The sequence below is a fragment of the Streptomyces sp. NPDC048604 genome (assembly GCF_043199435.1).
GTDB lineage: Bacteria > Actinomycetota > Actinomycetes > Streptomycetales > Streptomycetaceae > Streptomyces.
The window spans coordinates 139,752-151,083 of record NZ_JBICVX010000017.1 but is presented as its reverse complement, the minus strand read 5'-3'; the positions used below and the strand labels follow the sequence as shown (position 1 = coordinate 151,083).

Annotated in this window: 10 protein-coding genes; 5 read left to right on the top strand and 5 right to left on the bottom strand. The window is 73.6% G+C overall.

All coding sequences use genetic code 11. The annotated features are described in order from the left end of the window. Positions 1-184 precede the first annotated feature (184 nt). The 5 genes from ACGFMM_RS29975 to ACGFMM_RS29955 all read right to left on the bottom strand — a co-directional run bounded on the left by ACGFMM_RS29975 (position 185) and on the right by ACGFMM_RS29955 (position 4,981). On the bottom strand, positions 185-574 hold the full coding sequence (locus tag ACGFMM_RS29975; RefSeq protein ID WP_393649598.1) for a DUF3040 domain-containing protein: 390 nt from the start codon (positions 572-574) through the stop codon (positions 185-187). Between the two features lie 269 nt (positions 575-843). Further along, the gene (locus ACGFMM_RS29970; protein ID WP_393649597.1) at positions 844-1,632 is read right to left on the bottom strand and encodes a class I SAM-dependent methyltransferase; all 789 of its coding nucleotides are present in this window, start codon (positions 1,630-1,632) and stop codon (positions 844-846) included. Positions 1,633-1,697: 65 nt separating this feature from the next. Continuing rightward, entirely contained in the window at positions 1,698-2,228 is a 531-nt protein-coding gene (locus ACGFMM_RS29965) for an SAV_6107 family HEPN domain-containing protein (RefSeq protein ID WP_393649596.1), read from the bottom strand. A gap of 174 nt (positions 2,229-2,402) precedes the next feature. Then, positions 2,403-3,527: a C45 family autoproteolytic acyltransferase/hydolase gene (locus ACGFMM_RS29960; protein ID WP_393649595.1), complete on the bottom strand. Its 1,125-nt coding sequence runs from the start codon at positions 3,525-3,527 to the stop codon at positions 2,403-2,405. Continuing rightward, positions 3,524-4,981 (bottom strand): purine-cytosine permease family protein, encoded by a 1,458-nt coding sequence (locus ACGFMM_RS29955; RefSeq protein WP_393649594.1) that lies wholly within the window; start codon positions 4,979-4,981, stop codon positions 3,524-3,526. Before ACGFMM_RS29955 ends, ACGFMM_RS29960 begins: the two co-directional genes overlap by 4 nt. Positions 4,982-5,051: 70 nt before the next feature. On the opposite strand from ACGFMM_RS29955, the gene ACGFMM_RS29950 reads away from it, so the two are divergent. From ACGFMM_RS29950 to ACGFMM_RS29930, 5 genes are all read left to right on the top strand, one after another. Continuing rightward, positions 5,052-5,708: a TetR/AcrR family transcriptional regulator gene (locus ACGFMM_RS29950; protein ID WP_393649593.1), complete on the top strand. Its 657-nt coding sequence runs from the start codon at positions 5,052-5,054 to the stop codon at positions 5,706-5,708. A gap of 86 nt (positions 5,709-5,794) precedes the next feature. Beyond that, on the top strand, positions 5,795-7,420 hold the full coding sequence (locus ACGFMM_RS29945) for an amidohydrolase (protein WP_393649592.1): 1,626 nt from the start codon (positions 5,795-5,797) through the stop codon (positions 7,418-7,420). Positions 7,421-7,541: 121 nt separating this feature from the next. Continuing rightward, the gene (locus ACGFMM_RS29940) at positions 7,542-8,462 is read left to right on the top strand and encodes an ATP-binding cassette domain-containing protein (RefSeq protein WP_393649591.1); all 921 of its coding nucleotides are present in this window, start codon (positions 7,542-7,544) and stop codon (positions 8,460-8,462) included. Further along, positions 8,434-10,521 (top strand): YhgE/Pip family protein, encoded by a 2,088-nt coding sequence (locus ACGFMM_RS29935; RefSeq protein WP_393649590.1) that lies wholly within the window; start codon positions 8,434-8,436, stop codon positions 10,519-10,521. The genes ACGFMM_RS29940 and ACGFMM_RS29935 overlap by 29 nt, the downstream gene beginning before the upstream one ends. Before the next feature lie 28 nt (positions 10,522-10,549). Further along, positions 10,550-11,182: a TetR/AcrR family transcriptional regulator gene (locus ACGFMM_RS29930; protein ID WP_393649589.1), complete on the top strand. Its 633-nt coding sequence runs from the start codon at positions 10,550-10,552 to the stop codon at positions 11,180-11,182. Positions 11,183-11,332: the final 150 nt, after the last annotated feature.

The window sequence follows — 11,332 nt, the reverse complement described above, 5'->3', positions numbered from 1 at the left end:
CCCGCCCCCCCCCGCTGGTGGCCCGGGCCGCGCGGGTGTGGAACGGGGTCGGGCGGGGCCCCCGGGGGCACACCCCGGGGGCCCCTCGCCGTACCCGGTACCGGTCTCCTGACACGCCGCTGCCCCGGCGCGTGGTGATGCGCCGGGGCAGCGGGATGCTCTGTGGGAGGACCGGGTCAGCGGATCAGTGGCCGCCGCCCTGCTGTTCGTCACGACGGCGCTGCCAGCGCTCCTCGATCCGGTTCATCATGGAGCGCTTCTGGCGCGGCCGGTGGCCGCCGCCGGCGGGCTGCTCACCGCGCTTGGGAGCCTTGCGCCACCCCGTGACGGCCAGGACCGCGCAGCCCAGCATGACGAGGAAGCCGATCACGCTCAGCCAGACCTGAACGAGAACCATTCCGGTCATGAGGAGCGCGATACCCACCAGGAAGCCGACGACTGCCTGGTAGACCCGTCGCCGGGTGTACGTACGCAGTCCGCTTCCCTCGAGCGCTGTCGCGAACTTGGGATCTTCGGCGTACAGCGCTCGCTCCATCTGCTCGAGCATTCGCTGCTCGTGCTCCGAGAGCGGCACGGAGTCCTCCTAGTCGTCGGTCGCGGGGGCGACCGGTATGCGGCCCTTTCAGGATAGGCAGGGAATCGCCCCCGTGAAACCCGCCTCTACGCGCTATCGCCATTCCGGGCCGCCACGGCGGTTCGGCTGCTGAGGCGTAGATTCCCCGACGTCCGATCCGTCATGCCGGATGGTGTCCCCCGATCATACGGGGCGAACCGCTCGATCGGGCGTCCTGTGACGTACTCCGTCTGCGCTGCGCCCCTGATCAGCCGCCCGGCCGGGCGGGGTCAGGCGTGCTTCTCGCCCAGCACGTGCAACTGGGTGGCGACGGCGTGGAAGGACGCCAGCTCCGCGGCGGCCTCCTCCAGCTTCAGCAGGGCCTCCAGCGCGCCCGGCTCGGTGTCCACCAGAACGCCGGGGACGAGGTCCGCGAAGATCCGTACGCCGTGCACCGCGCCGACCTCCAGGCCGGCCCCGGCGACCAGTCCGGTGAGCTGCTCGGCGGTGAAGCGCCGCGGCACCGGGTCGTGGTCGCCCCAGCGGCCGTCCGGGTCGCCGAGGGCGTGCCGGGCCTCGTTGAAGTGACCGGCCAGGGCGCGGGCGAGGACGGCCCCGCCGAGCCCGGCGGCGAGCAGGCTCAGCGCGCCCTCCGGCCGCAGCGCGGCGACCGCGTTGGCCACGCCCTCGGCCGGGTCGTCCACGTACTCCAGGACGCCGTGGCACAGCACCGCGTCGTAGCCGCCGCGCTCGACCACGTCGAACAGGCCCCGGATGTCGCCCTGCACGCCCGTGACCAGGTCGGCCACGCCCGCCTCGGCGGTCCGCCGCTCCAGCGCGAACAGCGCGTTGGGGCTGGGGTCGACCACGGTCACGCGGTGCCCGAGCCGGGCGACCGGCACGGCGAAGTTGCCCGAGCCGCCGCCGGTGTCCAGCACGTCGAGGGAGTCCTTGCCGGTGGCCTCGGCCCGGCGGTCGAGGGCGTCCTTGAGGACGTCCCAGACGACGGCGGTGCGCAGGGAGGCACGCGACGGGCGCGTGGAGGTCTCCCGGGCGAAGACAGCGGAAGGGTCCGACACGGCAGTTGCTCCTCGACGACGGGTGTGATCGCTCCCCACCCTATGGCCTCGGCCGTGCAGGCCCGTCATCCCACGGCGTCACCCGCTCCCGGCTGTCGCGGCAGCACCGGCTGGAGCACCAGCAGGCGTTCGACCAGGCGCAGGAACATCATCGCGTCGCGCACCAGATCGTCGGCGTCCCGGCTGGTGGCGGCGCCGGCGATGCCGGCCTCGGCGCGGGCCCGGCGGGCCGCGCCGGAGGCGAACAGGGCGCTCCACTCGGTGAGCTCGGGGGCTATCTCGGGCAGGACCTCCCACGCGCTGCGGATCCGGTTGCGCCGGCGCGGGTGGGTCTCGGGGCGGCCGCGGGCGGCGAGCACGGCGGCCGCGGTGCGCAGGGCGGCGAGGTGGGCCGTGGCGTACCGCTCGTTGGGCACGGGAAGCGTGGCCGCCTCGTCCAGGCCGGCGCGGGCCTGGGCGAGCAGGTCGAGGGCGGCGGGCGGCGCCGTCGAGCGGCGCGGCACGGGGTGGACGTCGGACGCGGGACCGGCGGCCGTGGCGGCGAGGCGGGCGGTGGCACGGCGCCGGGGTGCGGCTGCTGCGGACGAGCTGGCCATGACGAGCCTCCTGTCGTCGTGTGACGGTTCTGTCGCCGTCTGCAATCCATCGTGCAGCCCGCCACTGACAATCCGGCTGACCTGGGCCTTTGACCCTCTGAGGGGTCAAAAGCCGCAGCCGTGACCGGTGAGGCGTCCCCGCCCGTCCCGCCTTCGCCCACGGCGCCGTGGGCCTCACTCCCCGCCCGGCACCGAGACCTCCGTCCATGCGTCCGCGGCTCCGGCCGTGCACGGGCCGCCCGCGTGGACGGCGGTCCGGCGGCCCGCCGGGTCCAGGGCGACCGTGGCGAGCGTGGCCCAGCGCGTGCCGAGCGCGCCGTCGGCCGGGGCGTGGCAGCAGACCTCCGCGCCGTCGGCCGCGTGCGCGGTGAGCAGCGCGGCCAGCTCCTCGCGGGTGTCCGGGCCGCCGCGTCCGGCCACCCGGCCGCCGAGCAGCCGCCACCGGTCGTACGTCTCCGGCTCGCGCCGGCCGCGCAGTTCGCCGGCGGCGAGCGCGGGGGCCAGGAAGTGGTTGGTGCGCACCAGCCAGCCGCCTTCGTCCGGTTCGACGACCGCCGTTCCGGCCGGGCTCAGCTCGACCGACGCGGCGCGGTCCGCGGTGACGACGGTCAGCACGGTGGACGCCGAGACGGGTGCGCCGGCGATCATCCCGACGGCCTCCGCGAAGGAGCCCGCGGCGCCCAGCACCCGGCGGGCGACGAGGTGGACCGGGACGCCGGCCGCGCCGTCGGCGTCGTGGCCGAGGATGTTGAAGAGGACCCCGACCCCGGCGTCGTTCACGCCGATCTTGGCGAGGATGCCGTGCTCGGTGATGCCGGCGAAGGCGTGCGGGCCGCCGGCGACGGTCTGGACGTGCCAGGCGTCGGCCAGTTCCTCGTGCCAGTCCCAGCACTGCCCGCCGGCGAACCGCCCCGCGCCGGGGCCGGTCCGTACGAGCGTCGAGCACTCCCCGGTCCGCGGCGCGCCCGCCTCCGCAAGGATCTCGGTGCGCGCGTTCAGCGCCGCGACGGTCCAGAACGGGATGCCCGCGCCCTCGGCGACGCCCGCCATCTCCTCCACCAGCTCCGGCGCCCAGGCCCGGGTCGCCTCGACGGTGCGCTCGGCGTGCGCCCGGACGTCGACGGTCCGGCCGCGCTGCGCGGCGACGGTCTCGAAGAGCTTCTCGTAGACGGACCAGGCGCGGGCGATCCCCGCGCGGGCCTGCCGGCCCCGGTCCAGGCCGAGCTCCCGCGGGCCGCTGCCGGCGATCCGGAGGACGGGACGGTCCGGGCGATCCGTACCGGCCGTGCGGGCGCTCACGCCGACGCCCGGGCGGCGAGGACGGTGGGGTCGCGGCGCATCAGGGCGGCGTACAGACCGGCGGAGACGAGCATGCCGACCGGCAGGGAGAGGTCCACGCCGTCGAGGGCGGCGGCGACCGGCCCGGTGTACAGGGTGTTGACGCACAGGGCGGCCGCGGTCACGCCCGTGATCAGGGAGAGCGCGCCGGCCCGGTTGACGCCGCCGGTGTACCAGAAGGGACCGGCGGTGCTCTCGTCGCCGAGCGCGAGGCCGTCGTAGCGGCAGCGGCGGAGCACGATGTCGGTGGCGTACACGGCCATGAGGGGGCCGATCAGGACCACGATCACCTGCAGCGCGTTGCTGACGGTGTCCAGGAAGTTGGAGACCAGCAGGCCGTACAGGGTGAGCGCGACGGCCACGGCGCCGTCGAAGAGCACGCTGACGGTGCGCCGGATGCGCAGGCCGACGGCCTGCAGGGCGAGGCCGGCGCTGTACGCGGTGAGGGCGTTGATGGAGATGGTGCCGAGGACCAGGGCGAGCAGGAAGAGGGGGGAGAACCAGCCGGGCAGGATCTCCTGGAGCGCGTTCTGCGGGTCGGTCATGTCGACCGCGGTGGCGGCGAAGGCGCCGAGCGAGCAGGTGATCACGCTGGGCACGAAGGCGCCGAGCGCGGTCCAGCCGACGATCGCCTTCCGGGAGGAGCCGGAAGGCAGGTAGCGCGAGAAGTCGGCACTGGTGGTGTAGGAGAGCGGGCCCGAGGCGATCATCGTGGTGCCGGCGATCAGGACGGCCCACAGCTGCACGCCGGAGAGCTTCGCCTCGGGCTGGTAACCGAAGTCGGCGTGGCCGAACACGGCGACCGCGACGACGGCGAAGGCCGCGGTCAGGACCAGCGTGATGGGCAGGTACAGCTTCATGATCAGCCCGTGCCCGTAGACGCTGATGGTGAGCGTGAGCGCGGCGATGACCACGATGACGACGACCTTGACGCCGGTGTTCGCGGTGATGCCGGTCTGCTCGACGAGGGCGAAGGCGGCGGTCGCGGCGGCGGCCAGGTTGAGTGCGAAGTAGCAGACGGAGACCAGCCAGCCGCCGACGGCGTTGTTCACGCGGTTGCCGAGCACGCCGTACAGCGCCCGGGTGATCACCTCGCTGGGGGCGCCGGCCGCCGGTCCCGAGGTGGCCAGGAGGCCGGTGAACAGCCAGAACAGGTTGCCGATCACGATCACCGCGAGGGCCTGCCACAGGCTCAGGCCCATGAGCACGAGCGCCCCGCCGACGACCAGGCTGAGGTAGTTCACGTTCGCGGCGGACCAGACGGCGAACAGGTCCCGCGGGCGGCCGTGCCGCTCACTGTCGGGGATGTGGTCGATCCCGTGCGCCTCGATCCGTCCGGCGCGTTCCGCTTCGGGTCGTACTGGCCCTGGCGCACCGCCTGCCGCCTGGTTCGGGTCGTTGATCGTGGACGCCATAGGGCCCTCCGGTTGCTGGCTGTTCACCACCTGCTTGCTTATTGGTCGCACACTCAATAGCATCCTCGGTATGTCGTCAAGCGTCCAGCGCAAACGAGTTCGCAAATCTCCGGACGAACGCCGGGCGGAGATCGTCGAGGCGGCCACGGCGGTCGCCCTGGCCGAGGGCCTGGAGTGCGTCACGCTCCGGCGGATCGCCGAGGAGCTCGACGTGCGCCCCGGCCTGATCAGCCACTACTTCCCCTCGGTGGAGGACCTGGTGGCCGAGGCGTTCGGCAGCGCCGCCACCGCCGAACTGGACCGGCTGCTGCCCGAGGACCCGGCCGGAGCGACGCCCACCCGGCAGCTGGCCGCGTTCTTCGGGCACACCTCGGGCCCCGCGTACGACGCCATCAGCCGGCTCTGGATCAACGCCCGGCACCTCAGCCGCTACCGGGAGGTGCTGCGCGACCGGGTCGCCGAGCAGGAGGGCGCCTGGCGCGGCCGGCTGGAGCGGGTGATCCGGCGGGGCGTGGAGCGGGAGGAGTTCCGCACCGCCGACCCGTACGTGACCACCATCCAGATCCTGGTGGTGCTCGACGGCCTCGGCGCGCACGCCAACACCGAGACCCACGACCGGCCGGCGGCGGTGACCCGGATGGCGGTCGCCACGGCGGAGCGCGAACTCGGCCTGCCCGGCGGCGCGCTCGACGGCCCGGCCCCGGACTCCGCCGCCGTACCCCTCTGACCCACCGATCCGTACCCCTCCGACCCACCGATCCGACCCCGACTCCCGGCCCCCGACCCTCGACTCCCGCACCCCAGGAGCCCTTCGTGAACGACCGCCTCGTCCTGCTCTCCGCCCGTCTGCTCGACCCGGTCACCGGCCTGTTCCTGCCCCAGACCGCGCTCGCCGCGTCCGGCGGGCGGATCGCGGCGCTGGGCGACGACCGGGAGATCCGCGCCCTCGCGGACTCCTCGACGACGGTGATCGACCTCAAGGGCGCGGTCGTGACGCCGGGCCTGGTCGACGGCCATCTGCACCCCGTCTCCGGCGCCGAGCTCACCCACGGCCTGGACCTGTCGGGCTGCACCGACGTGGCGCAGGTCCGCGAGGCGCTGGCCCGCGGGGTGCGCGCCCTCGCGCCCGGGGCCTGGCTGCACGGCTGGGGCCTGGACCCGAACGTGTTCGGCGACCGGCCGGTGGAGACCGCCCCGTTCGACGAGGTCCTCGACGGGATCCCGGCGCTGCTGCTGCTCTTCGACGCCCACTCGATGCTGGCCAGCCGGCGCGCCCTGGACCTGGCCGGCGTGGACGGCCCGCGGGAGTTCGACCAGGCCTCGGCCGAGGTGGTCTGCGACGTGGACGGCCGGCCCACCGGACTGCTCCTGGAGGACGCGGCCTGCGAGCTCGTCGAGCTGGTGGCCCCGCAGCCCACCCGCGCCGAGCGCCGGGACCGGCTCGCCGCCGCGCTGCGCGCCATGGCCGCCGCGGGCCTGACGGGCGGTCACGCGATGGACGCCAACGGGGACAGCCTGGCCTTCTACCGCGAGCTGGACGAGGCGGGCGAGCTGCCGCTGCGGCTGCGGGTCGCGCCGTGGTGCCAGCCGGGCACGGACGCCGACGGGGTCCGGGCGCTGATCGAGCAGCAGGGCCGGGGCGGCCGGCTGTGGCGGGTCGACGGCGTGAAGATCTTCATGGACGGCACCATCGACAACGGCACGGCCTGGCTGGAGCAGCCGGACGGCCACGGCGAGTCCACCCACGCCTTCTGGCCGGACCCGGAGGTCTACACCCGGATCGTCGGCGAGCTGCACCGCGCCGGGGTGCCCGTCGCCACCCATGCGATCGGCGACGCCGCCGTACGGCACGTCCTGGACGCGGTCGAGAAGGCGCAGGCCGACGGGGGGCCCGCGGTGCGCCACCGGGTCGAGCACATCGAGACGGTGCCGGACGACACCCTGCGCCGGTTCGCCGGGCTGGGCGTCGTCGCGTCCATGCAGCCCACCCACTGCTGCGACTTCACCCGCGCCGACCACACCGACAACTGGTCCCGCCGGCTCGGCGAGGAGCGGGCGGGCCGCGCCTGGCGCTGCCGCGACCTGCGGGACTCCGGCGCGCGGGTGGTGCTCGGCTCGGACTGGCCGATCGCCCCGTACCCGCCGCTGGGCGTCATGGCGGGCGCCCGCCACCGCCGCCCGACCCGCGACCTCGGCCGGGCCCCGCACGGCCCGGAGCAGGCGCTCACCGCGCTGGAGGCGCTGCAGGGCATGACCGTCGACGCCGCGTACGCGGCCGGCGAGGAGCACGAGGCGGGCCTGATCGCGACCGGGTACCGCGCCGACCTCACCGTCCTCGGCGCCGACCCGCTCACCGCCTCGGCGACCGAACTCCCGGACGTCCCGGTCCTGCTGACGGTTCTCGACGGCCGCCCGACCCACCGCGACCCGGCTCTCTAGGCCGCAGCAACACCCCGAAGCGGGGCCGTCGTCCACGGACGACGGCCCCGCTTTGCGTGCGGCGGTGGATCGGCGGTAAGTTTTTGAACTGACTGGTCAGTTCAAATGAGGGGGAGGAACCGTGGACAGCCAGGACGCCGTCCCGGCGAGCCCGCACGGAGCCGCGGTCGAGGCCGAGGGGTTCGGGGTGAAGGGGCCGCGCGGGTGGGCCTTCCGCGACGTGGGCTTCCGGGCCGAGCCCGGCTCGCTGGTGGCGCTCGAAGGGCCCTCCGGCTCCGGCCGCACCTGCCTGCTGCTCGCGCTCACCGGCCGGATGAAGCCGACGGCGGGCCACGCCGAGGTGGGCGGGCTGCGGCTGCCACGCAAGATGGCCGCCGTACGCCGGATCAGCGCGCTGGGCCACGTACCCGGCGTCAGCGAGCTTGACCCCGCCTTCACCGTCCTGGAGCACCTGCGCGAACGCGCCCTGCTGCAGCGCCGGTACGACGGCTCCGTCCGCGCCCTGCTCCGCTCCCCCGCGCAGCGCACCGCCGCCGCGCGGGACCGGATCGAGGCCGCGCTGACCGCCTCGGGCCTGGACCTGGACGCCCTGCCGAAGGCCGAGCGGACCTCCGTACGGGACCTGGAACGGCTCGAGGCGCTGCGGCTGTCGGTCGCCCTGGCCCTGATCGGCGAACCCCGGCTGCTGGCCGTCGACGACACGGACCTGAAGCTGTCGGACACCGAGCGGGAAGAGGCCTGGGCGCTGCTGAGGAGCGTCGCGGACGCCGGCACGACCGTGCTCGCGGTGTGCAGCGAGGCCCCGGCCGACGCCCTGCGCATCACGACGAGCACCACCACGGCCGCGAAAGCCACGGACACCGGCGCGGAGACCGAGGCCGAGCCCGAGGCCGAGACCGGGAGCGAGACCGAAGACGCTCCGGCCGACACCGAAGGCTCTCCGACCGAGACCGAAGACGCTCCGGCCGACACCGAAGACGACACCGTCGACAACACCGAGGAGGGGGCAGCCGATGCGCTCGCCGAGACTGGCCGCGCTTGAGCTGAAGCGGTTCGGCAGGGGGAAGCTGCCGCGCGCCGCGCTCGTCGCCGTCCTGCTGCTGCCGCTGCTGTACGGCGCCCTGTACCTGTGGTCCTTCTGGGACCCGTACAGCAGGCTCGACCGCATACCCGTCGCACTCGTCAACGAGGACAAGGGCGCCACCGCCGGCGGCAAGAAGATCCGGGCCGGCGACGACATCGTCAAGGGCCTGCATGACAGCGACGTCTTCGACTGGCGCGAGGTGTCCGACGCCGAGGCCCGCCGGGGCGTCGAGGAGGGCACGTACTACCTGTCCCTGACCATGCCCGCCAACTTCAGCGAGCGCATCGCCTCCAGCTCCGGGGCTGCCCCGGAGACCGGCGCGCTCCGGGTGCGCACCAACGACTCGAACAACTACATCGTCGGGCAGATCTCCCGCACGGTGTTCTCCGAGGTCCGCACGGCCGCCTCGACCAAGTCCTCGCGCACCTTCCTCGACAAGATCTTCATCTCCTTCTCCGACATCCACGACGCGACCGCAGAGGCCGCCAAGGGCGCGAACCAGCTCAAGAACGGCACGGTCAAGGCCAAGGCGGGCTCCAAGAGCCTGGCCGACGGCCTGAAGTCGGCGAAGAAGGGCAGCGGCGACCTGAGTTCCGGCCTGAAGAAGCTGGACAAGGGCGCCGCCGATCTGGAGACCGGCTCCCGCCAGGTCGCCGGCGGCACCCAGCAGCTGGCGAACAAGGTCAACGGGGCGGCGGAGAAGGTCCGTCCGTTCCTGAAGAACGACGGCAAGACGGTCGCCGACACCGCCCGTCTGGTCCGCGACTCCGCCCGGGCCGTCCGCCACGACCTGTCCGACATGGTCAAGTACGCCCCCTACGCGCGCTCCGCCGCGCACATCGCCGACGACAAGCTGGAGAAGCTGCACCGCGAGGAGTGCGTGCTCAAGCCGGCGCCCGACGCGCGGGCGTGCAAGACGCTCAAGGAGGCCAAGGTCGCCGCGGACGACGTCGCGACGATCGCCGACGACCTGCACACGCTGACCAAGGACAGCACGGGCGATCTGAAGAAGCTGGACGGGCAGCTCAAGACCCTTGAGAAGCAGGCCGACGGCCTGATCAAGCAGGCCCCGAGCCTGCACAAGAACCTCGAGGACGCCGTCAAGAAGATCAACGCGCTCAACACCGGCGCCCACAAGGTCGCCTCCGGCGCCGACAAGCTGCACACGGGCCTGACCAGCGCCAAGACCGGCTCCGCCAGTCTGGACACCGGCGTCGGCAAGCTGAAGAAGGGCGCTGGCGACCTCGACGGCGGCCTGTTCAAGCTGGTCGACGGCTCGGGCGAACTCGCCACCGGCCTCAAGAACGGCGTCGAGAAGATCCCCGACTACGACAAGGAGCAGCGCGACCGGCGCACCGAGGTCATGGCCGACCCGGTCAAGCTCGCCGCCGAGTCCCTGCACAAGGCCCCGAACTACGGCACCGGCTTCGCGCCCTACTTCATCCCGCTCTCCCTCTGGGTCGGCGCGATGGTGGCGTACATGATCATCCAGCCGATGAACCGGCGTGCCCTGGCCGCCGGGGCGTCCGCCTGGCGGATCGCGCTGGCCGGCTGGTTCCCGGTCGCCGCGATCGGACTGCTCCAGGTCGGCGCGCTGATGTCCGTACTCCACTGGGGACTGGGGCTGCAGATGGCCCGGGCCGCCGGGACGATCGGCTTCCTCGCCCTGGTCACCTGCTGCTTCGCCGCGATCATCCAGTGGCTCAACGCCCGCTTCGGCGCGGCCGGCCGGATCCTGGTCCTCGCGGTGCTGATGCTCCAGCTGACCTCGGCGGGCGGCACCTACCCCGTGCAGACCAGCCCGGGCTTCTTCAACGCCATCCACCCGTACCTGCCGATGACCTACGTGGTCGAGGCGCTGCGCCGGCTCATCTCCGGCGGTCCGGTCGGACCGGTCTGGCAGGGCGTGGCGGTGCTCGCCGCCTTCACGCTGGGCGCGCTGGCGCTCACCGCGGTCTCCGCCCGCCGCAAGCAGGTGTGGACGCTGGACCGGCTGCACCCCGAACTGAGCCTGTGAGCCGGAGGGACCTGTGACAATCGGGCTCATGGACAGCAGCAGCACCAGACGGCAGGCCACCCGGGCCAAGCTGTACGAGGCGGCGGTGACGCTCATAGCGGAGCAGGGCTTCTCGGCCACGACCGTGGACGAGATCGCCGAGCGGGCGGGCGTCGCCAAGGGCACCGTCTATTACAACTTCAAGAGCAAGAACGAACTGTTCGAGGAGCTGCTGCGGCACGGCGTCGGCCTGCTGACGGCCTCGCTGCGGTCGGCGGCCGACGAGACCACCGCCCGCGGCGGCTCCCGGATCGACGCGCTGGACGCGATGATCCGGGCCGGCCTGGTCTTCATCGAGCGCTACCCGTCGTTCACGCAGCTGTACGTGGCCGAGCTCTGGCGGACCAACCGGACCTGGAACTCCACCCTCCTGGTCGTCCGTCAGCAGGCGGTGGCCGTGGTGGAGGGCGTGCTGCGCGAAGGCGTCGAGGCGGGCGAGCTGAGCGACGAGATCGACGTGCAGCTCACCGCGGCGGCGCTGGTCGGGATGGTGCTGGTGGCCGCGCTCGACTGGCAGGCGTTCCAGAGCGAGCGCTCCCTGGACGACGTGCACGGCGCGCTGTCGCTGCTGCTGCACGGCCGCGTCCACGGCCCCAAGGCCCGTCCGCTCACCGCTGAGTAGCCGCGACGGACGGCGGAGTGGCCGCGACAGACGAGAAGCCGGTCCGGCGAGGCTCGATCCCCCCGAGCCTCGCCGGACCGGCTTTCCCGTTCCCCCGTGGCACCCCCGTGCCCTCGTGCACCCCCGTTCCGGCCGGTGCGCGGGACCGTT

What these genes read in the sequence shown, in the direction of transcription:
- ACGFMM_RS29965 (WP_393649596.1), bottom strand. Translation starts at nt 2,228, where the DNA reads ATGGCCAGCTCGTCCGCAGCAGCCGCACCCCGGCGCCGTGCCACCGCC.
- ACGFMM_RS29955 (WP_393649594.1), bottom strand. Translation starts at nt 4,981, where the DNA reads ATGGCGTCCACGATCAACGACCCGAACCAGGCGGCAGGCGGTGCGCCA.
- ACGFMM_RS29950 (WP_393649593.1), top strand. Translation starts at nt 5,052, where the DNA reads ATGTCGTCAAGCGTCCAGCGCAAACGAGTTCGCAAATCTCCGGACGAA.
- ACGFMM_RS29935 (WP_393649590.1), top strand. Translation starts at nt 8,434, where the DNA reads ATGCGCTCGCCGAGACTGGCCGCGCTTGAGCTGAAGCGGTTCGGCAGG.
- ACGFMM_RS29930 (WP_393649589.1), top strand. Translation starts at nt 10,550, where the DNA reads ATGGACAGCAGCAGCACCAGACGGCAGGCCACCCGGGCCAAGCTGTAC.